Origin of the sequence: Tolypothrix bouteillei VB521301, from assembly GCF_000760695.4 — a bacterium.
Taxonomy (GTDB): domain Bacteria; phylum Cyanobacteriota; class Cyanobacteriia; order Cyanobacteriales; family Nostocaceae; genus Scytonema; species Scytonema bouteillei_A.
Genome location: NZ_JHEG04000001.1, coordinates 1,619,751 through 1,643,646, shown reverse-complemented (window position 1 = coordinate 1,643,646; position 23,896 = coordinate 1,619,751). Strand labels below are relative to the sequence as shown.

The following is a 23,896-nucleotide window of genomic DNA, read 5'->3' as shown; positions in this document are numbered from 1 at the left end:
GAACCGAGTATCTTGGTGGGGAGTGGGGTTCGCAAGAACCCTCTTTTGGCGTGTTTTAAGTATTATTAATTTACTTAACGCACAGATTTTAATAAAAAAATACTCAAATAAAATAGTGCTGCACTTTTACAATGAAAACACAATGCACACAACACACGGTAAGTCACGATGAATCTGTCACTCACTCCAGAACTTGAACAGTTTGTCCAAAACCAGGTAGAAAGTGGTAAATACGCTTCACAAGAAGAAGTTGTCCTGGCTGCACTACACATATTGGCAGACCGGGAACGCATCTACAAGGGGCGATTTGAAGAATTGCAGCAGGAAATCACCATTGGTGTAGAAGCATCATTACGCGGGGAAGTTGTTGATAGCGAAACCGTGTTCAGCCAATTACAGCAGAAGTTACAACAGCGTCGGGAGCCGACAGGCTAGTCAATGAGCAATATTTGCCGATTTACCGTTCCTGCCAGCCGGGACATTGAGAATATTATTGACTACATTGCTGATAGCAGCAGTTTAGATGCGGCAGATCGCTTTCTCATCAAAATCAATCAAAAGTGTAAGACTTTAGCTAATTTTCCCAACATGGGACGCAGGCGCGATGAACTTTTACCATCGTTACGAAGTTTCCCTGTCGATGATTATATAATATTTTATCGCCCAATTGAAGGGGGAATCGAAATACTACGGGTAGTGAGTGGTTATCGGGATTTGAACGCTTTGTTTGAAGGACTGGATGATGAGTGATGAACGATAAAGTGAGGATGAGGGAGGAAAGGACATAAGTTTCAAAGTCCTTATTCTGTTGTGTCAGAATCGGATCTCCCAATTTCCCCCATCGTTTTCAAGCTGTCTCTTGCAGCAGCACGAACAATTCTATTTGAGTCTTGTCTAAGTCGTTGGCGAATTTCTTCGTCAGTATTGGGATTTTGAGCGATCGCGTCTTCCGCCCAAAAAAGGATTATGCAAGAAGTTTAGATTGTGACCAATTCCCTTTGGGAAAAAGCTTTTAGCTCGGAGAAAAAACCTATGAATGATTTTGTGACTGGTGGATGCCTGTGTGGATTCGTTAGATACGAGTACAGAGGTGAACTGGGATTAGCAAACTACTGTCATTGTAACGATTGCAGGAAAACCACAGGTAGCGCTTTTAATATTGGAGTTAAAGTTCATGCACCGAATCTCCGTGTTATCTCAGGTTATGTCAGGAGCTACACAAAAACAACGGGTAGTGGCGACACGATCGCTCGTGAATTTTGCCCGGAGTGCGGTTCGCCCTTATTTACGAGAGCTTTTGCTAAGCCAGAGTTTGTTTGGATCAAAGCTGGAAGCCTAGACGATCCAACACTAGTTAAACCAACATATCAAATTTGGCGCGATCGCGCAGTGCTGTGGGCTTATATTGATGCCGAACTGCCAAGCTTTCCTGGTAACCGTACTGTCGTAGAAACGAAAGACACCCAACCGACAGTTTTAGGAGACAAACAACAACAATGAAAGTAGAGACACAACGCCTCATTCTTAGAGAATTTCAACTAGAAGACTTTCAGCAGCTCGCACCGATACTTGCCAACCCACAAGTCATGAAATTTTCTCTAGCAGGTACTCTTTCACCCTTGCAAACACAGGAAAAAATAGCAAGTTTCATTACTTCCTATACAAAATATGGTTTTGGTAAATGGGCTGTTATTTTCAAAGAAAGCAATGAGTTGATTGGCTATTGTGGGATAGCAGTTGAAGAAATTGATAATCAAGCAGAAAAAGAAATTGGCTATCGGCTCGATCCCAGGTTTTGGGGTAGAGGTTTGGCAACGGAAGCGGCGACAGCAGCTTTGCGATATGGATTCACTCGACTCAAACTCCCATATATTCTTGGTATTGTTCAACGTGAGAATATGAGATCGGTAGAAGTTCTCAAGAAATTAGGAATGCGATATGAGAGGGACACTATATATCGTGGAATCGAAATGAATGTGTATCGAGTCACTCAAAATGTCTATTTATAAAAAAGGAATGCAAACAGAACTGGTTATTTTTGACTGTGATGGAGTGTTGGTAGATAGTGAGGCATTAGGTAATCGCGTTCTTGTCGAATTTGTGACAGAGTTGGGACTGGCACTAGAACTTGAAGAAGCCATTTTGTTGTTTAAGGGTTGCAAAATGGCTGATTGTGTTGCTGTCATTGAAGACAAGCTTGGGAGAAAAATGCCACCAGATTTTGTGACTCAACTTCGCGCTCGGACTGCTGAGGTATTCGAGCGTGAACTGCGTCCTGTGGAAGGCATAGAGGCGGCTCTAGACAAAATAGATTTACCTATTTGCGTTGCATCAAGTGGTCCGGTGGAAAAAATTAAGTTAGCTCTGCGTGTCACTAACTTATTGCCTCGATTTGAAGGGCGTATCTTTAGCTCGTATGAAATTGGAAGTTGGAAGCCAGCACCCGACTTATTCTTATATGCAGCCAAACATATGGGATTTCAAGCTACATCTTGCACTGTTGTAGAAGATAGCATTTTAGGTGTGCGTGCAGGTGTTGCTGCAGGTATGAGAGTTTTAGGTTACATTGCTCCAAGTGAGAGGGCTCTATTTGAGTCATTTGAAGTGAGAGTTTTCCACTCTATGTACCAACTGCCTTCTTTGGTGTTACAACAAATATAGATTTATGCTTTCCTACGCTGTTCTTTTTGATTTAGACGGGACATTAACCGATCCCAAAGTTGGTATAACTCGCTGCATTCAGTATGCTTTATCTGAAATGGGCTATAAACCACCTGATGGCGATCGCTTGCATTGGTGTATTGGTCCTCCACTGAAACAGAGTTTTTCACAGTTACTGAACACCTCGGAAGACAAGCGACTTGAGCGGGCAATTTCACTTTATCGCAGTCGCTTTTCCACAGTTGGGTTGTTTGAAAATTCGCTTTATCCTCAAATTCCAGAAACCTTACAAACGATTCGCTCTGGTGGCTGTAAAACTTTTGTTGCGACTTCAAAACCCTATATCTATGCTACGCGCATTATCGAGCATTTTTCCTTGTCGTCTTTGTTCGATGGCGTTTATGGTAGCGAACTGGATGGAACTCGAAGTGTCAAAGGTGATTTGATTCACTACATTTTACAGAAAGAGAACCTTTCACCCTCTGCTACGGTTATGGTAGGCGATCGCTTTCACGATATCATTGGTGCAAAGCAACAGAATGTTGCTTCGATTGGCGTGACTTATGGTTATGGAACCGAACAGGAGTTAACGGTTAACGGTGCTGACGCGATCGCTTGTCTTCCAGATGATATCCCAATGTTGCTTGAGGATTTAAGATTAAAAGTAATCTCCTAACAACTACTACAAGCTGGGAAATGACGAACTATTTCCGCTCTAATATCGACTTCTTACCTCCTTATACCCCCAGCGAGCAGATCGAACCCAATACCAAAATTATCAAACTCAACAGCAATGAGAATCCGTATCCTCCCTCTCCTCAAGTTACGGAAGCCCTGCGAAATTTTGATGTGGAGCTATTGCGCCGATACCCAAATGCGTTTGCACGGGAGTTTCGCCAAGCAGCAAGTCAAGCTTTAGGAGTTCCGGTTGATTGGATTATTGCTGGAAATGGAAGTGATGAACTGTTAAGCGTTGTGATGCGAGCTTGTGCAGAACCAGGGCGGAAGGTAGCCTATCCAGTGCCAACATATCTGTTATACCGTACATTGACCCAAATGCAAGCTGCAGAAAGTGTTGAAATTCCTTACAGTGAGGACTACCGTTTGCCAGTGGAGGAACTGATTGCCGCAAATGGCTCTGTAACATTTATTGCATCTCCTAATAGCCCTTCAGGGCATGTGGTTCCTATAGAGGATCTCCGAAAACTTGCAACTCATTTATCGGGAATTTTAGCGATTGATGAAGCTTATGTAGATTTTGCTGAAGAAAATGCATTAGATTTAACTCAAGAATTTGACAATGTTATCTCACTCCGAACCCTTTCCAAGGGATACTCGTTAGCAGGTTTGCGGTTGGGATTTGCGATCGCAAATCCTAAGTTGCTCAGCACGTTATACAAGGTGAAGGATAGCTATAACGTTGATGCGATCGCCTGTGCGCTTGGAGCAGCAGCAATGAATGACCAAGCTTATAAAAATGCTTGTATAGCAAAGATTAAAGCATCGCGAAAAAAGCTGGCAATTGAGTTGAAAGAATTGGGCTTTCGTGTTTGGGATTCTCAAACCAACTTCTTACTAGTACAACCAAGAAAAGGAAATGCAGAGGAACTTTCTCAAAGGTTAAAAGAACACAAGATTTTGGTGCGTTATTTTAAACAACCAAGATTGGATGATAAATTACGTATCACTGTTGGTAATGACGAGCAAAATCGCATTCTCGTAGAAACGCTGTTTTCCCTGGTCAAATAAAGCATCAGTAGAAAAGGTATCGATCCAAGCTAAAAAGCAACCCATTTTTTGAACTGCCCGTATTATGTATTTCAGTTACAAAAGGCTTGTTTTTTGAATAAGATTATGAGACTATGTATTAAAAATACGGTAATTCAATCGAATATTAGTATTTTAAAATTGCCATAGTGTAGAAATCATTCATGGATTTGTGACAAATTTTAGCTACTGTGAGTGTGTATTGCCCAAAGAAAACCTAATTAGTGGGTAATGACGCCATTCCTCTCAACGTGTTTGGGGACTTCTAAATTAAAAAGTAGCCAACTTTCTCTTGTGGTAAGGGCTTGTAGCCCATCTCAATACAGGATGGGTCAGAATCCCTTTCTGTAAACTCATTTTGTCCTCTGCTTTCTTCAACTGACCCAGAAAATTTCTGCAAAGGTTGTAAACAAGTCGTTTCTGCAAGCCATGTCTTTAAGAAAAATGAAAAGAAAACAAATTTTTAACCTTCTCTCTACAGCTACTGTTAGCTTGCTTTTAGCGGTTAGCGTTCGATTGACAGGTCCCTCTGCCGTTGTGGCACAATCAAGCAACAACTTAACTATTTCTGCTGCGGGTAGTTTAAAAGATGCGTTGGAAGAAATAAAAACTCTCTATCAACAAACTCAACCCAATATCAATATTACTTATAACTTTGGTGCTTCAGGCGCATTAACCAAAGAAATTGAAAAGGGTAAACAATCTGACATTTTTATTTCTACTAGTAAAAAGCAAGTCGATGGTTTGGAAGAAAAAGGGCTAATAGTTCCAAAAACGCGGAGCATCTTGGCAAACAATCGGCTAGTTTTAATAGTACCTAAAGATAATTCTGTTGGCATTAGGAGCTTCTATACCTTGGCAAACTCTAAGGTTAAGAAAATTGCAATTGGAGATCCTAAAAGTGTTCCAGCAGGTCAATACGCACAGGATGTGTTTAAAAAATTAGGCATTCTCGATAAAGTCAAGCCTAAATTCGTTTATGAAAAAAATGCCAAACAAGTCTTAGCATCAGTAGAAAATGGTAATGCTGATGCAGGGCTCGGTTATTCCACTGATGCAAAAAGTTCTGACAAAGTAAAAGTTGCTGTTGCTACAGAGGGAAAATATTATTCTCCCATTATTTATCCTCTGGCAATACTCAAAACCAGCCAAAATGTTGAAGCTGCCAAAGGATTTGTCAAGTTTTTATCTAGCGACCCAGCTAAGAGCGTACTCAAAAAATATGGATTTATTGTGAAATAATTCTAGGCTTTAGGTAAGAAGTCCCGTACAATGGCTATTAGAAAAAAGTTAAAAATCTAGTAACCAACTGTATTAATTCTGAAATCGAGGAACGATCGGCAAATGACAACTACCGCATTGATCGTTGGCGCTGGTAGTGGACTCAGTGCGTCCTTAGCCCGCCTGTTTGCAGCCGAAGGGATAAAAGTTGCTTTGGCCGCACGGCGAATTGATAAGCTCACTGCATTATCCCAGGACATAGGAGCTATTAGTTTTGCCTGTGATGCTTCAAAACCGGATGAAGTCAATCAACTCTTTCATGATGTCGAACAAAAGTTGGGAGCACCAACGGTAGTTGTTTACAATCCTAGCTTGCGAATTGCGGCTTCGCTCATTGAACTCGATCCAATTGAAGTAGCCAAATCCTTAGAGATTACAGCATATGGGGGTTTTTTAGTAGCTCAGGCGGCGGCGAAACGTATGTTGGCTTTGGGTGGAGGAGCTATTTTCTTGACGGGTGCTTCCGCTAGCGTCAAAGGTTATCCTAGATCTGCACCTTTTGCCATGGGTAAATTTGCTTTGCGAGGTTTAGCTCAAAGCATTGCTCGTGAATTAGCTCCTCACAACATCCATGTAGCGCATTTCATCATTGATGGTGCAATTCGTTCTGCTACACGTCAGGAACCAGATGACAAGCCTGATAGCTTGCTCGATCCCGATGCAATTGCTCAAACTTATCTCAACATTCTGCGTCAACCTCGCAATGCTTGGACATGGGAAGTCGAATTGCGCCCTTGGGTTGAGCGATTTTAACCTTTCCCGTTTTGGCACTTTCCCACCAAGACTGATGGTTATTTGATTGAGATTCAACGGTTTGAAAATATTTGAAATCAAGCTTTGTATATGGTTTGAGTCTCATCCATTTTTACTGTTTAAACCAAGCGAATATATATTGCCATAGTTGTTCTTTTGAATACCTCAAGTGACTTAGCCATCTTTGTAAATTTGGGGCAATATTCGGTGCTGCTTCTGCCCTTGTTAGTTGTTCAATACGCCGATCGCACTCTTGCATATAAGTATAAATCCCTAGAAGATGATAAAGTTTATAGGCATGATGATAAGCATCAATCGCTTCTGATTCTCGATTGAGATTTTCTAATGCAAGACCAATATTAAACCAAGCTTTAGCGGATTGTTGGTGGTCACCGATCTTCGTTGCTATTTCTAATTGCTGCTGATAGAATTCTGTAGATTGTTCGTACTGCTTAAGACAGTAGTAAACGACGCCTAAATTACCTAAAGAAATGCCTTCTCCTCGGCGATCTCCAATCTTCTTAGCTATTTCTAGATGCTGTTGGTGGTATTTTATTGCCTGCTGATACTCTTTAAGTCCGCAGTAAGCAGTACCCAGCCCACCCAAAGCAATGGCTTCTCCTTGGCGATCGCCAAGCTCCCTAACTATTTCCAGTTGCTTGGAGTGAAATTCTATTGCTTGTTGAAACTGCTCGAGCAAGCTATAAGCAGCACCCAGACCGCTTAAGGCAATGGCAACTCCCTGGCGATCGCCGATTGAGATTGCTATCTCCAAAGATTGCTGGCGGAATTCTACTGCCTGTTGATACTGCCCCATCCAATAGTAAGCAGTACCTAAACCATTTAAAGATTTAGCCTCGTGCTGGCGATCGCGGAGATCTCTTGCTATCTCCAAAGACTCTTGGTAGAGTTCCATAGCTCTTTGATACTGCCCAAGTAAATTGTAAACAGTGCCTAAATTGTGTAAAGATTGAGCTTCAAGCTGGCGATCGCCAATTTTCCTAGCTACCTCCAAAGATTGTTGGCGGATTGAGATTGCCTGTTGGTATTGTCCGAGCCAGTAGTAAGCGGTTCCTAAAGTGGTGAGGAGAGATTGATATTTCTGATTTTCGTATCTGCTCGTTTTTTCCCAAACTCCTATCATCTGCTCGCAGAGTTCAACCTGAACAGTGTAATAGCCTTGCAATTTTAAGAAATTATTACAAATCCAAATGCTATCAAAAGCTTTGTCGTAATCTCTCAGTTGATAATAATGATAAAAAATTTCCAGGTGTGCTTTGACATCATCAATTGCTTGCCAAGGTGGTTGTTTAGCAACTTCTTTGTAGTAAGAGATTGCTTGCTGATGTGCTAAAGTTTGATCGCCTGCTTTGTACCGCAAATATTCAACCACCACAGGTTGAAATTCAAACTGACGCTGCTCGTTGAGTTTTTCTAATAAAAAGGAACGCTTAACCAAGTTTTTTAATTCTTTCTCAATGGCTGTTGCTTCTTGCTGGGGTACGAGAGCACTTGCCGCTCGAGTATCAAAAGAACCACGATAAACACTAACATTCAGTAACAGATCTTTTTGAAAATCATTCAATCTCTTGAAGCTAGCATCTAAGACCAACGCCATTCCTACTGTTTCCCGTCGGTGCTGACCAACAACTTGCCCATCGGTTAGCAATTGCTGCAAATTTCCTAACCCTAAATCTACCAAATACTCTAAATTAGGGTCATGAGGATATTCTTCTTTTAGTAAACAAGCTACTAATTTCAACAGCAGGGGATGTCCATCCACTAACTTGGTAAATGCCTCTAAATCTCCTTTAATACCTAATTGAGCTAGTAATGCCGTTCCTTCTTCGATGTTTAGACCTCTAAGCGATAACCACTCAACGCCGCGTAATTGAGGTCGTTCCCTAGTCGTGACTATGACTGTACTCCTGCTGCCACATTCTACCCAAGCTTTGAAAAAATCTTCATAGAACTGGCTGTGCCACTGTCCATCCGATCGTAATAAACTTTCTAGATTGTCAACTATAAATAAATAATCTCCTGATTGCAAACACTTAATGAGAGCTTCTATGAGTTGTGATTCTCGTTCTGGGATAGGATAGCCAAAGTAGTTTAAAACTTGATAAGCTAGGTCACTAAAAACGTCTCCAGAACCCACATCAGCCCAAAATCGCTTGGGAAAACCTTTGGTTTCTTCATAAATTTTGCTAGCCAGTGTTGATTTTCCCGTACCCCCAATACCTTCTATACCAATTAAAGTGATATTTTTATCGTGTAGCCACTGTTCGAGTTGCTGTAACTCTGTTGTGCGTCCCTGCCAATAAGCTAAAGTTTTATGAGGGTTACCTGCTTTGAGCACTTCAGTTGATGTTGCAGAGCTATTGCTTGAGTGTGCTTTTACTAGCTCTCGTTGTTTTTTTTGAAGAACTGGAGTTTGTTCTTCACAAAGGTGTTCTAATTGAATTGCAACCTTACCTTCCTCAAAAGCCCTTTGATACACATCAATATTATCTGAAGTTGCATAGCCCAACCCATCGTAAAACCCAGTTGCAAATACGAGTGCTGCCTTATCCCCAATGGGCTGATTCATCCCAATCGCGTAATTGATATGTTTGCTAATTGCACTAGCTGGTTTAGCAGAATGACAGGCGTTAAGCAGTACGCATTCTACATAATCTGTATGCAACTGAAACAGTGATGCAAGCCCTTCTGCTAAGACAGACTTGTTTTCTCCTGAATCGTCTTCTAAGAGCAAGCTGCCATCTTCTAGCCCGTGTCCGCAAAAATGGACAATTTGGGGTTTTTCTTCTGCAAGAGCGCGGCGAATATCTTGAGGACGGACAGCAGTCCTAATCTTAATCTCGAAGACATCCCGCTTTGCAGCACGGCGGATAGCTTCTTCAATTGAACGAATTTCCTTATCCAAGCGTAGTCCATGGGGAATGGCAGCCAGAATCAGAATTGTTTTGATACGCGGGCTATGACTCATAAACGCTTGGAGAAAGGGCTAGGGCTAGTAACTGTAACTTAATCTCTATGCAAAGCTATGCAGGGCTCGGCACAATTGCAGAGCTTTTTGATTTTATATTCGGGACAGATACGGTGTTCTCGACTGGTGAGATAGTCATAATATAGACATGATATGACTACATAGGAAAAGGGGCAATATGGTACACCGAGATAAATGGGTGAAAGTTTTACTCACCGAACTAGAGCTAACTAAGCTGGAAAAGTATGCCGAAGCGCAAGGATGGAACAAGTCACAAGCAATTCGAGAATGGATGAAAGCGTTGCCATGTTATTAGGATTTAAAACCGAACTAAAGCTAAATAACTGGCAACGAACAATGATGTTAAAACATTGTGGGGTGGCACGTCATGCCTGGAACTGGGGATTAGGATTAACCAAGCAGCTCCTAGAGCACAATAAAGTTAACCCAGACGATAAAATTCCATTCCCAAGCGCAATTGAATTGCATAAATGGCTAGTTGCACTAGTTAAACCTGAGAATAAGTGGTATTACGAATGCAGTAAATCCACACCGCAAATGGCGTTAAGAGCGTTGCGAGTAGCATGGAAAGATGGCTTGGAAAAACGAAAGGGAGTACCTAAGTTTAAGAAGAAAGGGAAACAGGATTCTTTTACCTTGGAAGGGACAATCAAAGTAAAAGGAGTGAAAAGAATTCAAGTTCCGGTAATAGGAATTCTGAAAACTTACGAGAAAGTACCTTCCGTTCCTATCAAGACTTGTACGATTTCCCGTGAAGCTGACAGATGGTTTATCAGCTACAAAGTAGAGGTCAAGGATTTAGAGCCAGGATGCTCCCTAACGTGGATGCATCCCGATGTAGGGGTAGATTTAGGTGTTAAAGCATTAGCCACTCTCAGCACTGGAAAAGTGTTTGAAGGAGTAAAAGCTGACAAACAGCATCAAGCTAAATTAAGCCGAATGCAGTGGTTACACCGGAATAAAGTTAAAGGCTCTGCTAATTGGAAAAAAGCACAAATGCAGATTGCACGGCTACATAGAAGAGTTGCCAATCTCCGAAAAGATTACTTGCATAAGTTAACTACTTACATAGCCAAAAACCACAGCTTTGTAACGATAGAAGACTTAAATGTAAGAGGGATGATGGCAAATCATAAGCTAGCCGCCGCCGTGCAGGATATGAGTTTTTATGAGTTGAGACGCCAGTTAGAGTACAAGTGTAAACTGGTTGGAACAAAGTTGATTGTGGCGGATAGATTTTATCCAAGTTCAAAGTCCTGTTCCAAATGTGGTCATCTTAAAAAATCCCTCACATTAGATGAACGAATCTACCATTGTGAGGTTTGTAATTTTAAGTGTGACAGGGACTTAAACGCTGCAATTAACTTATGGAAATATGCGTTTACCACCGAAAGCTCTTCGGGATGAGCCTGTGGACTGGAGGATGCCGACATCCCCAGGACGAAGCAGGAAGAAATCAGCAAGGCTGTTATTAGGTAAATAACGCTACCACCTAGTACTGAATAGCTTTGCATAGGTATTTCGGAGCGGTTAGTACTGACGAGTTGACATAGCAGTGAGAATATGAAGTTCCCAGAAAGTTAGCAATATAACTCCTATATTATTCGTAATCTTGGTAATGTTTATAACTTGCAGGTGCCTGTTACCCGATCGCGTTCCTGCCAATCAGTCAGAGATAAACAGCTGGCTTTAGCCGCAGCTTACCTGAGAGCAACCGACATTGAAAAGGTGTGGATTGATAGATAGAAACGTGCCCGAAAAACTTAGGAAAGCTATTGATGATGGGGTTGCAAACCACTAGGATGTGATTTCCGCGTAATTATCCTTAATTCAATCAAATAGCAATTCCTGCTATTGCAATAGCTTTATCAGTTTCTAAATCTCCTCCTGAAATTCCAATAGCCCCAATACAAATATTATCTTGCATAATTGGAAAGCCTCCAGGTAGCAAAATGGCTTTACCTGGAATTATGTTAATAGATTCTTTAATGTCAGGCACTTTTTTGACAATCTCGCCCATAATATGAGTTGGAGTTTTAAAAATAACCGAAATTGTGGCTTTATTTTGGGCAACTTCTAAAGTCAGGTAAGAAGCATTGTCCATTCTTTTACTTAAGACTACATGACCGCCAAAGTCTAAAATTACAATTGAGACTGGAGTTTTTAATTCCTCGGCTTTTGCTAGTGCTTTATTACAGATATTTTCTGCTTGAAGTAGAGTTAACATCAATTTTTTGCAGTTATATAGTAAATAATCATATATAATTTTATAGGTGCCGTACCTCTCCAATCGCGCTAAAAACTGATTTTTAGTTTATTTTTACTATTGTATTTGGCACCTGCTACTTTTACTAGCGTCTTTGTAAAAAGTTTTTCCACAATTTATAGATTGATGCCGAGGTACAACTTCTCCAGTACTTTTATTTTTCCTTGAGCCATAAAGCTTGTGAACTGCCACAATTCCACAATGCTTACAAATTAAGGGTTTTTTGCTTTGATTCATCTCTGAAACAGCGGCTAAAGCACCTTTTTCTTTTTGGGTAGTCTTATCAGTATTTGTACGAGTACTGTTACTATTTGATGTCTTAGCATTAGATTTATTTGATACTTTTCTAGCTTAAGTAGCTATTGGAGTATCTACTTGAGTATTTCTTTGGGTAACTGGTTGAGTATTTGCTTGAGTATCTTTAACCTCATCTATACTGGTTGTAAGAGTAGAAGCTAAAACTGCATGTCCCTCTTGCAGATTGCTAATTTTAGATTGGATTACAGAAAGCGGCGAACCCTCAGTCTAAAAAATCAACCAATTGTAATTATAAATATGGCTTACTACAGGTTGTATCTTCGCTCTCATACTGAATTGGAAACACGTTTAGCAGTTTATCGAGTTACTCTCGTTTGGGCGGCTTCTAGAAGTGATAGCTTCGTTATGAAGTTGATACCGGATATTTACGACATTCCGGAAGATGAGGCACAACTTCGTTCACTGGGAAAGGTAACGATAATTTCGCAATCGTCTTCTGACTCCACGGATATCAATAGCAATGCGATTGCGACTACTCTCCAAAATAGTGTGAAACAATTTGCCACCCTAGCAGAGAACATTACATTAAATGTAGGTGAAATACCAAAACAAATAATTGAGGTAAAAGGAGAACCCCGTGACGAATTTGTGCAGAAACTTACAAAAACTCTACCATCGCAAAAGGCAGTTACTGGTGAGTTATGTCCGGTTGAAGATTTGGATTTATACGCAGGCACTCGTCCCATCTTACGGTTGCGTGATTACGGCAGTATCCATTCTATCGATCTAATCGAGGCAGAAGCAGAGTGTTTACGTCAAGCACTACTTCATACTCATCTCGATCCAAGTTATCTGATAGAATCACCACAATTCCCTGCTAATTATCTTTGATGATTGGGTTGGATGGGATATGCGAGACGAATTTGGCAATGAAATACCCAGAAAGCTTCATAATGGAGAAAAGATGAGTAATTAAATAAATATGCCAGATGATTATTATTTATTTAAACTGGGTGGACAAACATCGCTAATTACAAGTGTGATGGTATCTCTATGGGGAAATAAAGTGTTGATTGAGTGTGTCTACAATCCTACTGAGCGCTTGCCGTATGTGCTAGTTTTTCAGGATTGTCGCGACATAATGTGGACTGTGCATGACTCAGAGAAATTACATGAAATGGAAGCTGACTTAATCGGCTTTTCTCTGGGTGTAGAATCTCATCAGAAAGCAGCTGTAATTACAACAGACATCTTTGAGCTATCGATAATTTATGGCAGTTTTTTTCTCCAAAAAGATTGGTAAATAAAAATGTTAATAAGCTATATTAGTTTCTCAAAAAAGAGGTCTTCTTTAGAGGATGTCTGAGATAGGCACTCGTCCCATCTTGCGGTTGCGCGATCGCGGCAGTATCCATTCTATCGATCTAATCGAGGCAGAAGCAGAGTGTTTACGTCAAGCACTACTTCATGCTCATCTCGATCCAAGTTATCTGATAGAATCACCACAATTCCCTGCTAATTATCTTTGATGACTAGGTTGGATGAGACAGAACGCTTCTAGTAGTCAGCTAATAAAATTATGACAGATTAAATTCGGAATATAATCCAAAGTACATTATTGGGTTTGAGTAAACTATTTGTTTACTTATTGGGAATATAGGAATAGCAAGTTGCCAATTTCACCAAATTCTTACTTTAAATTTGACAAACCGCGAGAAGATTATGACCCAACTGCCGACTATCAGGATAAAAGATGATATAGATGAACACTATGATGCTCGGTTTGATGTCAGTGGTGATGATAACATAATGAAACAAAGCATAGATGCAGGAACAGTAGGCATACCAGTACGTGTGATTGGGAAATACAGGCAAGTAGATGTAAGATATAGGCAAACTCCACCACCTCAATATAAAGGTCATGTTTTAATAGTTTTGGATGATGGTGGTAAAATATTTTTTTATCCACCGTGGCATTCAAAAGCTATTAGATCGTCTAACGAAATTGCCCAATTTGAAAATAAACGAGTTGTGGTAGTAGGCAAAATTTTGCCGATAATGCCTCCATATCCACGTGACGCAGCCAGTATAGTTGCGCCTTGTGTAGTGGCAATTGAATCAATTGAACTAGCACCCTAAATTAAGATTTTGAGTTTTTAGGTGTAAGAAGCATTCGAGTAGCATTCATGTAGAAAGTCACGTTAAGCAATTTGTTGAGCATTAACCACTTTGTTACAAAAAAACTTATTAGATTCTCTTGAACCTGGCTCTTTTATTCTCTTTCATCGTTAGTGTTTGGAATATATAGCAGTCCTAAATGAAATATAAGAATAAGAGTCAAGACTGCTAATGGTGAGACCAGCCCTGGGGACTGGCGAACCCAAAGGGCTAATAGCTAATGGTCAAAAAGCAATTAGCTATTAGCCATTAGCAATCCAATTTTTTTACAAATGATTTAGGATTACTATATATGTCTCAAAATGATGATAAAATTTTACAAAATTTTACAGAAATTTCTCTCGATATTAGTCATATAGAAACCAAATACTATATATGTAAATTACCAAAAACTCAAATATTAGTAGGTTTAATAGTTTTTATTGGCACTTATTTAGCTGGCTCTAGTGGAAGTGACGACGCACTTTTTATTAAGTGGCGCATTAATGAATTTTGTGATATTGAGTTACCTGAAAAAATTAGTGGCTTAGTTGTTGATTTTAGAAATTTAGATTATCAATGGGGAGACGATCTTGATGTTCAGCCACAAAGGCTCAGAAGACTTGGTAAACCTGTTAGAGTAGTAGTTACAGCAGAAAGATATGAAGTATTTAAGGGCGTATTAGATGAGCAAGAATTACGCACAAACATAGAAACAGCTTTTGCTGAAGTAAAAGAAGCGCTAATATCTCCTCAATCTCAAAAATAAGAAATATTTGGTGTTCTCCATCCCCCGACTCAGAAAATTCGTCTGCTAAAAGAAATCAAATAGGACTCCTATAGAAGAGCAAGAATTATTTGACTCGTTTAATTTTACAGGTACAAGATATAAGCCTCTGACTAGCCGCGAAAATCACCGCTAGTAATATATGAAAAACGTACATTTTTTTCATTTTCTAAAAGCCTTGCTGTATCAAGGTTATAAAATGTGCATCTTAGGAGTTGAAAGATATGCAAGTCCGTTCTACAGGATATATCGGGCATTGACTACTTACAATAATCTTACGGTAATATATCTCGTATATAAATCCAAGCTTTAAGTTCTTCATTTGGAAGAATTTTTCCACTATCAACTAACACTAATAAGACATTCAATCGATTTTTAATTCGCCTTAATTCTCGCATATCTTTTATAGAACCTTTTATATCTTCCCAACAAGACAATGTTTTAGTTTGAGCTTCTTGGGGCGACATAGTCAAGTTGTCGAAGAACCAGTGACTAATCCGGTCTAAATCAAGAACAGGATGACCGGGAATAGCATCGAATCTTTCTATCATAGCGGCTCGTAGAAGCATTGAGCTAAGCATATATGGCTCTTGTTTGTCAGACTCTACCTTACTTACCAGTAGGTCATAAGTTAACGTTGCTACCTCCGCCCAAGGCAAGGCACATGCAGTGTCACTATCGTCAAAATTATGAATATTATAACTAGCCGTAGTTCCTGCTGCTTGAGCTAAGCCCAACCAATTAAAGTCTTTAGGAGCTTTTAATTGCCCTGACCAAATATCTTTCAGCCAAGCAAGTACATCAGAAGCATCTTTTTGCAGCAGTTGGTTTAATAAATCTAAGGGATTTGATTCATTCATAAAGAGCGATCTTCGTAGTCTGTGTTAGTTGTAGTTGTATCAACACTCAGCCTTTTAAAATTGAACGCTTTACCGAGGAGAACCTGGCTCGTCGTTGGCTGTGGATTTTGCTTCGCTCCACCCAACCTACGACGAATTGCAATTTCAATAAAACTATAGTAATTATTTACACTTACATTTAAGGAAAATATACTGAATTTATCTGGTCGAGAAACTATTTTAGCAAGCAGGAAGTAATCAAGAGTATGGTTGACGAGTGAGTGCAAAAAATCGCAGCGAAGATACATACAATTAGCCTGCGTTCGCGTAGCGTGCGCTTTGCGCTTAGGCAGGCTTTGTTTGTATAGCCCCACATTTCTAATGTGAGGGCAATAATGTGCAACTTCACATAGAATTGGTATTAGAAAGGTGGGAATCTTTGAGTTCTGAGCAACGACAAAAATTTCCACCGATTGCTCCAGATTTTGTTATTGAGTTGCGTTCTAAAACTGATGATTTGAAGACCTTGCAGGCTAAGATGCAGGAGTACATGGACAACGGAGTTCGTTTGGGTTGGCTCATCGATCCACAGAACCAGCAAGTAGAAATTTATCGCCAAGGACGAGAGGTGGAAGCGATCAAGTCCCCTACGACTTTATCTGGTGAAGATGTGTTGCCGGGTTTTATTTTAGATTTGCGTGGTATTCTGTAAAAAAGTCAAACCCAGCCACAAGCAAATACAATTCTACCAATGCAGCAATTCTCTTCTTAACTGTTTCGTGGGGTTCTCCTGGCATTCTTCGTATCTCTAAAACACCATCCAAGAAAGAGAGTCGGTATCCTTGGCGATCTAACAATTGTTCAACTGCTTTGAACTCTCTCCACGTCAGTTCCTCAAACAAAAGGGGTGTTTCTCTTCTGGATGTTGCAATCGTTACTTGCGTCATTTGAGTTTGCAGCTTGTTTCTAGATTAGAAGTCATCAGGTTTGGAGGACAATGCTTTCATCTTAACTTCTTTTGAGTGAACGACTCAGGTTGCTTCACAACTGCCTCAAACTACTTGCTGTAATTGATTTTACAGCACTGTTTGGCGTAACTCCGGAAACACTTTAGACACCTTACTTAACAAATAATCGCCATAAGTTCCACGAAAGGCATGAACGCTAGCCCTATCCCAACGTTCGTTTTGATCGTCGCTCGCCATCACTCCTTTGAGTTCAATTGGCTGGACTTCTACATTAAAATTAGGGTCAAAGAAGAATGGGAACGACAGACGATCGCGTCCCGACAAATTCAAGACGCGATGGGGTGTCGAACGATACAGCCCTCGCGTCATGCGATCGAGCATATCTCCAATGTTGCATACAAATGAGTTAGGGATAGGCGGCGCATCTACCCAGCCAGACTTCGACTTAACTTGCAATCCACCTGCATTATCCTGCTTGAGTATAGTTAAAACACCATAATCAGTGTGTTCCCCCACACCCCACTGACGTTTCTTCTCAGAGAGTGACGAATTGGGAGGATAGTTAAAAATACGAAATAATATCAGTGGGTCTTTTGTATAGCGATCGCTAAAGTAGGATTCTTCTAATTCAAGGCTAAGAGCAATACCAGCCATCAACTTATGCCCTAGTTTGGTCATTGCTTCCATATACTCAAGCACCGTCTCCCGCAATTGCGGAACACTTGATGGAAAAAGGTTGCGACCGTGCATTGGGGTACTAGCTTTGACAAGTGGATGGTTATCCTCAAGTTCTGCACCAAAATATATACCTTCCTTCAAGTCTGGCTTACCTGATGTCAATTCGCCTCCTACAGGGAAATATCCCCGCCATGCTCTACCACCAACATTCATGCCAATCTCTAGTTTAGTTTCCAGATCCCGTTCAAAGAACTGTCTGCTTAAGTCTTCCAGACGTTGCTGTAGTCCTTCATCCACTCCGTGCCCGATGATGTAGAAGAAACCACACTCACGGCATGCTTGTCCGATCCGATCGACTACCGTGTATTTGTCACCAGATCCAGAAACTAGCGCACTGATATCAACGATCGAAACTTGGGAAAATTCTTGGTCTACTGATTGCTGCATTGCGATAGAAAAGTACCAGAGCAAAAATTACCACTTCAATTGTATTCCTTAAGTTTGTAGAAAAATACTTGCTCTCAAAGGGCAAGTGTGGCAAACTGACCTTAAAGTACGATATTTCGATTGAAAAACCGTACTTTAATTGCGGCTGAACGGGTAATTTTGGATTGGTGGGAAGGATAGACAGTAAAGGTTATCCCCCTACCTTTCCTCCTTATACTTTGCTCAAAACACCTATAACTATTAACAGTCGGAGTTTTTCCAAATGGTTGCAAACAGACCTACCTACGACCCAACTTTGTTTCAAGGTGCTGCTTGGTATTATGCTCGCTATCGCTCAAAGTACCCGCAAGATTTATTTGATTTGCTTGCACAGCGCTTTCAATTAAATGGTAGCGGACGACTTCTCGATCTTGGTTGTGGAGCAGGATTGATTGCTATTCCCTTTGCCTCGCGCTTTGAAGAAGTGGTAGCAGTCGATCCTGATGCCGATATGCTAGCAGAAGCACGAGTAGAAGCAGAAGCAGCAAAAGTTAATCATATTCGTTGGATTCACGCACGTGCTGAATCAATTACTGCAGATTGGGGAAATTTTCGCTTGGTAACGATGGGGCGCTCTTTTCATTGGATGCAACGAGAACTGGTTCTTGAAAAGCTTCATCCGCTCCTTGAAGAGGGTGGGGGTATTGTTATCGTAAAAACAAATGAAGACCCTTGGAACAGTTCTTATCCATGGAAGCAAGCAGCGATCGCATCAGTCAAACGCTGGCTTGGAGAAGAACGGCGTACAGGTCAGGGAGGACAAGGTTTGTGGAAACCTTTAGCAGTTACTCATGAAGAAGTTTTGGCAAAATCGGGATTTTCAAAGCAAGAAAACCTAACAGTTACTTTTGAAAGAACTTGGACAATTGATTCATACTTGGGTTATCTTTACTCAACCGCCTTTGCCTTACCCTCCTTTTTTGGCGAAAATCGCGCTCCCTTTGAAGCAGACTTGAGAAATTCATTACTGAGTGTGGAACCTTCTGGAACTTTTAGCGAACAACTTTCCGCCACTGCTTTAATAGCTTGGAAGTAAAGTGAAAGAATGTTGGTTAGTTCCACCTTTAATACATCGCGTTTTAACTAATAAGTTGGCTGGATGAAAGAAGAATCCCACCCTTGAAAATCTCACAAGAGATAATTCCAGGGGTGGGAGTGTCAAGCGTAAAAACCCTCGAAGACCTTTTCGCTGAAACTATCTGAGGTCAAAGCGATCGAGGTTCATCACCTTATCCCAAGCCGCCACAAAGTCATGCACAAATTTTTGCTGCGAATCTCTACATCCGTAAACTTCCGCAAGGGCGCGTAGCTGAGAGTTCGAGCCGAAGATGAGGTCAACACGGGTACCGCTCCACTTGAGTTTGCCAGTTTTGCGATCGCGCCCCTCGAACACATCTTCCGCCTCCGAGAGCGCCTTCCACGCCGTGTTCAGGTCGAGCAGGTTCACGAAGAAGTCGTTGGTTAACGTCTCCGGTCGATCGGTGAAAACGCCATGTTTGGACGCTTCAAAGTTCGCACCTAGGACGCGCAAGCCGCCCACGAGAACCGTCAGTTCGGGGGCTGACAGGGTTAGCAATTGTGCCCGATCGATCAGCAACTCCTCAGGCGATTCGCTGTGTTTGCCGCTGAAGTAATTGCGGAACCCGTCCGCCTTTGGCTCAAGTGGAGCAAAGGATTCCACATCAGTTTTCTCCTGTGACGCATCTGTACGTCCGGGCTTGAAAGGAACCTTAACATCATGTCCGGCGTTCTTCGCCGCTTGCTCAACGCCAGCACATCCGCCCAAAACGATCGAGTCAGCGAGCGAAACCCGCTTCCCTCCGGACTGCGAGCTGTTGAACTCCTCTTGGATCGCCTCCAGGGTTTGCAGCACCTTTGCCAATTGGGTTGGCTGATTGACTTCCCAATCCTTCTGAGGCGCAAGACGAATTCGTGCTCCGTTCGCTCCACCGCGCATATCGGACCCACGGAACGTTGACGCCGATGCCCAGGCGGTCGAAACGAGTTGGGAGACAGACAGTCCCGAGGCAAGAATCTTGCTTTTGAGAGCAGCAATGTCTTGCTCGTCAATCAATTCATGCGTGACTGGAGGGATGGGATCTTGCCACAAGAACTCTTCTGTTGGAACCTCCGAACCAAGATAGCGCGATCGCGGACCCATGTCGCGATGCGTCAGCTTGAACCAGGCGCGGGCGAAGGCGTTGGCGAATTCATCCGGGTTCTCATAGTAACGCCGCGAAATCGGCTCGTAGATGGGGTCCATCCTCATAGCCATGTCCGCCGTGGTCATCATAGGTGCGTGTCGCTTCGACGGATCGTGCGCGTCAGGCACCGTATCTGTGCCAGCGCCGTCTTTGGGCTTCCATTGCCACGCGCCTGCGGGGCTCTTTGTCAGATCCCAATCATATTTGAACAGAGTGTCGAAATAGCTGTTGTCCCACTGTGTCGGAGTGGGAGTCCATGCACCTTCGATACCACTGGTGATTGCATCGACGCCGACACCCGTGTTAAATTTGCTCTTCCAGCCGAGGCCCTGCTCCACGATAGTGGCACCCGCAGGCTCAGAACCTACGTGCGACGCTTCGCCCGCACCATGACATTTGCCAAAGGTATGTCCGCCAGCAACGAGCGCAACTGTTTCTTCATCGTTCATCGCCATCCGACCAAAGGTCTCGCGGATGTCGCGCCCCGAGCCAACCGGATCGGGCTCGCCGTTTGGCCCTTCTGGGTTCACGTAGATCAAGCCCATCTGAACGGCGGCGAGGGGATTCATAAGCACCCGGTCGTCGCTGTAACGCTCGTCGCCGAGCCAGACTTTCTCAGAGCCCCAGTAGATGTCTTCCTCTGGCTCCCAGACATCCTCTCGCCCCCCGGCAAAGCCGATCGTCTTGAAGCCCATTGACTCAAGCGAGCAGTTACCAGCAAAGATCATGAGGTCGGCCCACGAGAGTTTCTTGCCATATTTCTGCTTGATTGGCCAAAGTAACATGCGTGCTTTATCAAGGTTGGCATTGTCAGGCCAACTGTTGAGGGGCTCAAACCGCTGGCTACCCGAGCCAGCACCGCCGCGACCGTCGCCAATACGGTATGTGCCTGCACTGTGCCAAGCCATCCGGATGAACAGCGGTCCATAATGACCGTAGTCAGCTGGCCACCAGTCCTGAGAGGTGGTCATTAGGTCGAAGATATCTTTCCTCACGGCATCTAAGTCGAGACTCTTGAACTCCTCAGCGTAGTTGAACGCTTCACCCATGGGATTGGCTTGTGGTGAGTGCTGGTGGAGGATGCTCAGATTCAAAGAATTCGGCCACCAATCTCGGTTCGACGTCACATGACGGGCTGTAAGTTTCTGACTTCCGCCCGTAAACGGGCATCCGCTTTCGCTGCTCATAGTATCTCCAGGGAAATGTTGGGGTGTGGATTTTTTGGATATATTGCAGGTATTGCAAACAAATAGCACACGGGCAATTATTGGGACAGTGGATGAGAAATATAATTGAAGAGAAATATAAACAACGTTATGATTTGAAACAATAGGTAATACCAATAGCCCTGCTTGGGCTATTGGTTATGTACTATTAGTTATGATTTATACATTTGCTCGGCGATCGCTTTATCGCACCCTGAAATGCTAAATTCACCAACATCCGCATTTCTGCCTACAATGTCTAATTATTTATCAAGTAATCCATAAATGTTAATTGTTTGGTCTGTATTATAACTTACGACGCACTCTCGATGGAACTGAGACAAATCGCTCAATAAATGAGATGTCATTGCTTGTGGCTCACTTAGGGTGGCATTCCTTAAGGACAGAGCAATTAAATCGCGTTTTAATTCAAAGAACTTGAGTGGTCTAAATTGAGCGATTGCAGAAGAATGAAGTTAACTGAGGTGGGCAGCAAGCTTACCAATCTAAAGGAGATTGTTATGAAACAATCCTGCCATTCGTCCAGCAAGCACCTGCCGCGCCGGACAGGAGAGTCAAGACATTGTTCTTGTCGCCGACGCCCTCAAAACTCCGAACGCCTCCCAATCTAGCTGAATACAATTGAAAGGTAAATGATATGACGATGAAATCCACAGATGGCAGCCCGATCCTCGTAACTGGAGCAGCCGGCGATATCGGTGCTATCGGCCGCCACCTCACTGCAATGTTGCTTGCCAAGGGACATAAAGTGCGTGCTTTGGTCCGGCGGGAGGATGAACGCGCTGACGCCCTGCGCCAGCTCGGTGCCGAGGTCGTACAGGGCGACCTGACGGATCTCGCCTCAATGCACCGAGCGATCGAAGGTTGTACGCGCATTTATTTCGGAATGTCAATCTCGGCGGCTTATCTCGAAGCCACGGTTAACGTCGCTGCGGTGGCACGCCACCATGGTGTCCAGGCTTTCGTGAACATGTCGCAGATGACAGTAACGCAGATGAGCATCACCGAGACTACCCCGAGCCCGCAGCACAAGCTGCACTGGCTTGCAGAACAAGTATTGGCGTGGTCCGGACTGCCGATCGTCACGGTGCGACCGACGGTCTTCCTCGAGGGCTTCTTCCTGCGTCTCGCCGCTGCTGGCGTCCGTGACAGCGACGAACTGGCGCTGCCGCTGGGTAACAGTAAGACCTCGCCTATCTCGGCTGTTGATGTGGCGCGTGCCGTTGCCGCAATCCTCGACGACCCTGTAGAGCACATTGGTCATGTTTACAATCTGACCGGATTTGAGTCGGTCGATCTGGACCACTACGCACGCGCCTTTTCCGAAGCACTCGGCCGAACTATCCGCTATCGTAACGTGCCACTCTCCGCGTGGACCGATAGACTTCTTGAATTTGGGGTGCCAACTCACCTTGTCAACCACCTCGTGGTGATGGCCTCTCTTCACGCACAGGGGCGGTATGACCGCATGACGGATGACCTGTTCAAGCTCACCGACACTCCTCCGACAAGTATGTACGACTTCGTGAAATTGCACGCCGCTGACTTCACGCGCAATGAAGCTACGGCTTGAGGGCAGACCGCTCGTAGTGCCTCGATCTCGACTGGACTACCCTAGACCAGGCAAACGAGCGATCTGGACCTGTCTCAACCTACTTGGATTAGATGAAATTCATCGATTAGTGTTGGTTGGTTGCTCCTTACTGGGAACATTGCGATCGCATTCATAGAAACTTGGTATAAGTAACTTGGCATACTAAAAACTTTAGCTATATGAGAACCGCGTATAGAAAACTCAGGTGAAGTTAATAGAGTTGCGATCGCAAAAAACATAATCTTCAGTATTTTCAAGGTAAAGAAACATAGTACATTCAAGGAGTGCGATATGACTGTTGCTGTAATCGCTCGCTTATCGCATTCTTCATGCAGTATTGATTAATTCTCTTTTATCACTTTCAGCAAAGAAAATTTGAAACCTTGTTTTTAAGTTAGTCCGCGTAGGCGGACTTTGTTTGTATAGCAGTGAATTCTATTCGCATCAGTCTTTACAGGTGGCTGTTTGTCAAGACTGCAAACAGCTAAGTTACAACAATCACGTCGGCCAAAGCTATAGCTTTTTACTCTCTTGTTGTGCTGATTGAGATAAATTCTCGTTTTTTTGTTGCCTCGCTAATGTTTCAGTATGTTAGCGATGCCTGGAGAAAGTGTGACTTTCTTTTTAGAAGGAAAGTTTGAGGAACGTAAAAAAATTCAAGGGAATAAACCTTCAGGGGAAGTCTGGTGTCTTTAGAATCTCAAACCTGGTAAGTATAGAGTTCGTTTTACATATCGAAACAACACAATACCAATAATTGATGAAAGAAGTAATAAAGATGTGAAATTAATAGAGGGGATTTGGAAAGGTATCGTATCAACTCCTTTTGTTGATTTTTGTATAACGCGATAAGTTAATAGGTAGGAAGAATAAAGTCGATGTCAAATCGGTTAGTGGAGTCGAACAGAGTGTTATAGAGATTTTGTGAGTTATCTTTATGTGTGTTAGTTGATGCAGTAGG

General features: G+C 42.6%; 26 protein-coding genes and 1 pseudogene. 19 read left to right on the top strand and 8 right to left on the bottom strand.

Annotated features, from left to right (window positions below):
• The first annotated feature begins 168 nt into the window (after positions 1-168).
• From HC643_RS06565 to HC643_RS06525, 9 genes are all read left to right on the top strand, one after another.
• Positions 169-435 carry a type II toxin-antitoxin system ParD family antitoxin gene (locus HC643_RS06565; protein WP_038088393.1) on the top strand — a complete coding sequence of 89 codons (267 nt, stop codon included), beginning with the start codon at positions 169-171 and terminating at the stop codon, positions 433-435.
• 3 nt (positions 436-438) lie between these two features.
• Positions 439-750 (top strand): type II toxin-antitoxin system RelE/ParE family toxin, encoded by a 312-nt coding sequence (locus tag HC643_RS06560; RefSeq protein WP_038088395.1) that lies wholly within the window; start codon positions 439-441, stop codon positions 748-750.
• 282 nt (positions 751-1,032) lie between these two features.
• Positions 1,033-1,500, top strand: a complete 468-nt coding sequence (locus HC643_RS06555) for a GFA family protein (protein WP_153021524.1) — start codon at positions 1,033-1,035, stop codon at positions 1,498-1,500.
• Entirely contained in the window at positions 1,497-2,009 is a 513-nt protein-coding gene (locus HC643_RS06550; protein ID WP_038088398.1) for a GNAT family N-acetyltransferase, read from the top strand. The genes HC643_RS06555 and HC643_RS06550 overlap by 4 nt, the downstream gene beginning before the upstream one ends.
• Positions 1,996-2,661, top strand: a complete 666-nt coding sequence (locus tag HC643_RS06545) for an HAD family hydrolase (protein WP_202048592.1) — start codon at positions 1,996-1,998, stop codon at positions 2,659-2,661. The genes HC643_RS06550 and HC643_RS06545 overlap by 14 nt, the downstream gene beginning before the upstream one ends.
• 4 nt (positions 2,662-2,665) lie before the next feature.
• A complete protein-coding gene (locus tag HC643_RS06540) occupies positions 2,666-3,337 on the top strand; it encodes an HAD family hydrolase (RefSeq protein WP_038088401.1) in 672 nt (223 codons plus the stop codon).
• Positions 3,338-3,357: 20 nt separating this feature from the next.
• Positions 3,358-4,410 carry a histidinol-phosphate transaminase gene (gene hisC / locus HC643_RS06535; protein ID WP_038088404.1) on the top strand — a complete coding sequence of 351 codons (1,053 nt, stop codon included), beginning with the start codon at positions 3,358-3,360 and terminating at the stop codon, positions 4,408-4,410.
• Between the two features lie 462 nt (positions 4,411-4,872).
• Positions 4,873-5,670: a molybdate ABC transporter substrate-binding protein gene (gene modA, locus HC643_RS06530; RefSeq protein WP_038088407.1), complete on the top strand. Its 798-nt coding sequence runs from the start codon at positions 4,873-4,875 to the stop codon at positions 5,668-5,670.
• Positions 5,671-5,772: 102 nt separating this feature from the next.
• Complete coding sequence (locus HC643_RS06525) at positions 5,773-6,462, top strand: SDR family NAD(P)-dependent oxidoreductase (protein ID WP_038088410.1); 690 nt, start codon at positions 5,773-5,775, stop codon at positions 6,460-6,462.
• 112 nt (positions 6,463-6,574) lie between these two features.
• Here the strand turns inward: HC643_RS06525 and HC643_RS06520 are convergent, their stop codons facing one another.
• Positions 6,575-9,451: a tetratricopeptide repeat protein gene (locus HC643_RS06520; RefSeq protein WP_082051804.1), complete on the bottom strand. Its 2,877-nt coding sequence runs from the start codon at positions 9,449-9,451 to the stop codon at positions 6,575-6,577.
• Positions 9,452-9,629: 178 nt separating this feature from the next.
• On the opposite strand from HC643_RS06520, the gene HC643_RS06510 reads away from it, so the two are divergent.
• Together HC643_RS06510 and HC643_RS06505 are read left to right on the top strand one after the other, a co-directional pair.
• Positions 9,630-9,767, top strand: coding sequence for a hypothetical protein (locus HC643_RS06510; protein WP_153021525.1), 138 nt, complete (start codon positions 9,630-9,632; stop codon positions 9,765-9,767).
• The gene (locus HC643_RS06505; protein ID WP_237265844.1) at positions 9,740-10,879 is read left to right on the top strand and encodes an RNA-guided endonuclease InsQ/TnpB family protein; all 1,140 of its coding nucleotides are present in this window, start codon (positions 9,740-9,742) and stop codon (positions 10,877-10,879) included. The genes HC643_RS06510 and HC643_RS06505 overlap by 28 nt, the downstream gene beginning before the upstream one ends.
• A gap of 427 nt (positions 10,880-11,306) precedes the next feature.
• Here the strand turns inward: HC643_RS06505 and HC643_RS06500 are convergent, their stop codons facing one another.
• Entirely contained in the window at positions 11,307-11,699 is a 393-nt protein-coding gene (locus HC643_RS06500; protein WP_038074516.1) for a GlcG/HbpS family heme-binding protein, read from the bottom strand.
• 594 nt (positions 11,700-12,293) lie between these two features.
• Here HC643_RS06500 and HC643_RS06495 point away from each other — a divergent pair.
• The 5 genes from HC643_RS06495 (at position 12,294) to HC643_RS06475 (ending at position 14,922) form a co-directional block, all read left to right on the top strand.
• A complete protein-coding gene (locus HC643_RS06495; RefSeq protein WP_167844631.1) occupies positions 12,294-12,887 on the top strand; it encodes a hypothetical protein in 594 nt (197 codons plus the stop codon).
• 91 nt (positions 12,888-12,978) lie between these two features.
• Positions 12,979-13,299 (top strand): hypothetical protein, encoded by a 321-nt coding sequence (locus tag HC643_RS06490; protein WP_038074829.1) that lies wholly within the window; start codon positions 12,979-12,981, stop codon positions 13,297-13,299.
• Between the two features lie 55 nt (positions 13,300-13,354).
• Positions 13,355-13,525 carry a hypothetical protein gene (locus HC643_RS06485; RefSeq protein ID WP_153021526.1) on the top strand — a complete coding sequence of 57 codons (171 nt, stop codon included), beginning with the start codon at positions 13,355-13,357 and terminating at the stop codon, positions 13,523-13,525.
• A gap of 193 nt (positions 13,526-13,718) precedes the next feature.
• Positions 13,719-14,135: a hypothetical protein gene (locus tag HC643_RS06480; RefSeq protein WP_202048591.1), complete on the top strand. Its 417-nt coding sequence runs from the start codon at positions 13,719-13,721 to the stop codon at positions 14,133-14,135.
• A 331-nt stretch (positions 14,136-14,466) separates the two neighbouring features.
• Positions 14,467-14,922: a hypothetical protein gene (locus HC643_RS06475; protein WP_038074510.1), complete on the top strand. Its 456-nt coding sequence runs from the start codon at positions 14,467-14,469 to the stop codon at positions 14,920-14,922.
• 293 nt (positions 14,923-15,215) lie between these two features.
• Here HC643_RS06475 and HC643_RS06470 read toward each other — a convergent pair whose 3' ends face one another.
• Positions 15,216-15,800 (bottom strand): hypothetical protein, encoded by a 585-nt coding sequence (locus HC643_RS06470; protein ID WP_038074507.1) that lies wholly within the window; start codon positions 15,798-15,800, stop codon positions 15,216-15,218.
• Complete coding sequence (locus tag HC643_RS41250) at positions 15,797-16,087, bottom strand: hypothetical protein (RefSeq protein WP_038074504.1); 291 nt, start codon at positions 16,085-16,087, stop codon at positions 15,797-15,799. Before HC643_RS41250 ends, HC643_RS06470 begins: the two co-directional genes overlap by 4 nt.
• A 113-nt stretch (positions 16,088-16,200) precedes the next feature.
• Here HC643_RS41250 and HC643_RS06465 point away from each other — a divergent pair.
• Positions 16,201-16,491: pseudogene (locus HC643_RS06465) on the top strand (Uma2 family endonuclease); the annotation flags it as partial.
• Here HC643_RS06465 and HC643_RS06460 read toward each other — a convergent pair.
• Both HC643_RS06460 and HC643_RS06455 read right to left on the bottom strand, forming a co-directional pair.
• Positions 16,463-16,726, bottom strand: a complete 264-nt coding sequence (locus HC643_RS06460) for a hypothetical protein (protein WP_237265843.1) — start codon at positions 16,724-16,726, stop codon at positions 16,463-16,465. The pseudogene HC643_RS06465 and the gene HC643_RS06460 overlap by 29 nt on opposite strands.
• A gap of 129 nt (positions 16,727-16,855) precedes the next feature.
• Positions 16,856-17,872 (bottom strand): isopenicillin N synthase family dioxygenase, encoded by a 1,017-nt coding sequence (locus HC643_RS06455; protein ID WP_038074821.1) that lies wholly within the window; start codon positions 17,870-17,872, stop codon positions 16,856-16,858.
• A gap of 262 nt (positions 17,873-18,134) precedes the next feature.
• Between HC643_RS06455 and HC643_RS06450 the strand changes: the two genes are divergently transcribed.
• Positions 18,135-18,947: a class I SAM-dependent methyltransferase gene (locus HC643_RS06450; protein WP_038074501.1), complete on the top strand. Its 813-nt coding sequence runs from the start codon at positions 18,135-18,137 to the stop codon at positions 18,945-18,947.
• 159 nt (positions 18,948-19,106) lie between these two features.
• Here the strand turns inward: HC643_RS06450 and katG are convergent, their stop codons facing one another.
• The gene (gene katG / locus HC643_RS06445; protein ID WP_038074498.1) at positions 19,107-21,302 is read right to left on the bottom strand and encodes a catalase/peroxidase HPI; all 2,196 of its coding nucleotides are present in this window, start codon (positions 21,300-21,302) and stop codon (positions 19,107-19,109) included.
• A gap of 676 nt (positions 21,303-21,978) precedes the next feature.
• On the opposite strand from katG, the gene HC643_RS06440 reads away from it, so the two are divergent.
• Entirely contained in the window at positions 21,979-22,914 is a 936-nt protein-coding gene (locus HC643_RS06440) for an SDR family NAD(P)-dependent oxidoreductase (protein WP_050046356.1), read from the top strand.
• 74 nt (positions 22,915-22,988) lie between these two features.
• On the opposite strand, the gene HC643_RS06435 is transcribed toward HC643_RS06440, so the two are convergent.
• The gene (locus tag HC643_RS06435) at positions 22,989-23,174 is read right to left on the bottom strand and encodes a hypothetical protein (protein WP_167844630.1); all 186 of its coding nucleotides are present in this window, start codon (positions 23,172-23,174) and stop codon (positions 22,989-22,991) included.
• Positions 23,175-23,896: the final 722 nt, after the last annotated feature.

Excerpts from the sequence above, each read along its gene's own strand:
- HC643_RS06510 (WP_153021525.1), top strand. The coding sequence starts at position 9,630 with ATGGTACACCGAGATAAATGGGTGAAAGTTTTACTCACCGAACTAGAG.
- HC643_RS06450 (WP_038074501.1), top strand. The coding sequence starts at position 18,135 with ATGGTTGCAAACAGACCTACCTACGACCCAACTTTGTTTCAAGGTGCT.
- HC643_RS06565 (WP_038088393.1), top strand. The coding sequence starts at position 169 with ATGAATCTGTCACTCACTCCAGAACTTGAACAGTTTGTCCAAAACCAG.
- HC643_RS06435 (WP_167844630.1), bottom strand. The coding sequence starts at position 23,174 with ATGTTTTTTGCGATCGCAACTCTATTAACTTCACCTGAGTTTTCTATA.
- katG (WP_038074498.1), bottom strand. The coding sequence starts at position 21,302 with ATGAGCAGCGAAAGCGGATGCCCGTTTACGGGCGGAAGTCAGAAACTT.
- HC643_RS06470 (WP_038074507.1), bottom strand. The coding sequence starts at position 15,800 with ATGAATGAATCAAATCCCTTAGATTTATTAAACCAACTGCTGCAAAAA.
- HC643_RS06485 (WP_153021526.1), top strand. The coding sequence starts at position 13,355 with ATGTCTGAGATAGGCACTCGTCCCATCTTGCGGTTGCGCGATCGCGGC.
- HC643_RS06455 (WP_038074821.1), bottom strand. The coding sequence starts at position 17,872 with ATGCAGCAATCAGTAGACCAAGAATTTTCCCAAGTTTCGATCGTTGAT.
- HC643_RS06545 (WP_202048592.1), top strand. The coding sequence starts at position 1,996 with ATGTCTATTTATAAAAAAGGAATGCAAACAGAACTGGTTATTTTTGAC.
- HC643_RS06505 (WP_237265844.1), top strand. The coding sequence starts at position 9,740 with ATGGATGAAAGCGTTGCCATGTTATTAGGATTTAAAACCGAACTAAAG.
- HC643_RS06475 (WP_038074510.1), top strand. The coding sequence starts at position 14,467 with ATGTCTCAAAATGATGATAAAATTTTACAAAATTTTACAGAAATTTCT.
- HC643_RS06495 (WP_167844631.1), top strand. The coding sequence starts at position 12,294 with ATGGCTTACTACAGGTTGTATCTTCGCTCTCATACTGAATTGGAAACA.
- HC643_RS06540 (WP_038088401.1), top strand. The coding sequence starts at position 2,666 with ATGCTTTCCTACGCTGTTCTTTTTGATTTAGACGGGACATTAACCGAT.
- HC643_RS06480 (WP_202048591.1), top strand. The coding sequence starts at position 13,719 with ATGACCCAACTGCCGACTATCAGGATAAAAGATGATATAGATGAACAC.
- HC643_RS06490 (WP_038074829.1), top strand. The coding sequence starts at position 12,979 with ATGCCAGATGATTATTATTTATTTAAACTGGGTGGACAAACATCGCTA.
- HC643_RS06555 (WP_153021524.1), top strand. The coding sequence starts at position 1,033 with ATGAATGATTTTGTGACTGGTGGATGCCTGTGTGGATTCGTTAGATAC.
- HC643_RS06525 (WP_038088410.1), top strand. The coding sequence starts at position 5,773 with ATGACAACTACCGCATTGATCGTTGGCGCTGGTAGTGGACTCAGTGCG.
- HC643_RS06560 (WP_038088395.1), top strand. The coding sequence starts at position 439 with ATGAGCAATATTTGCCGATTTACCGTTCCTGCCAGCCGGGACATTGAG.
- HC643_RS06460 (WP_237265843.1), bottom strand. The coding sequence starts at position 16,726 with ATGACGCAAGTAACGATTGCAACATCCAGAAGAGAAACACCCCTTTTG.
- HC643_RS06500 (WP_038074516.1), bottom strand. The coding sequence starts at position 11,699 with ATGTTAACTCTACTTCAAGCAGAAAATATCTGTAATAAAGCACTAGCA.
- modA (WP_038088407.1), top strand. The coding sequence starts at position 4,873 with ATGAAAAGAAAACAAATTTTTAACCTTCTCTCTACAGCTACTGTTAGC.
- HC643_RS06440 (WP_050046356.1), top strand. The coding sequence starts at position 21,979 with ATGACGATGAAATCCACAGATGGCAGCCCGATCCTCGTAACTGGAGCA.
- HC643_RS41250 (WP_038074504.1), bottom strand. The coding sequence starts at position 16,087 with ATGTATCTTCGCTGCGATTTTTTGCACTCACTCGTCAACCATACTCTT.
- HC643_RS06550 (WP_038088398.1), top strand. The coding sequence starts at position 1,497 with ATGAAAGTAGAGACACAACGCCTCATTCTTAGAGAATTTCAACTAGAA.
- HC643_RS06520 (WP_082051804.1), bottom strand. The coding sequence starts at position 9,451 with ATGAGTCATAGCCCGCGTATCAAAACAATTCTGATTCTGGCTGCCATT.
- hisC (WP_038088404.1), top strand. The coding sequence starts at position 3,358 with ATGACGAACTATTTCCGCTCTAATATCGACTTCTTACCTCCTTATACC.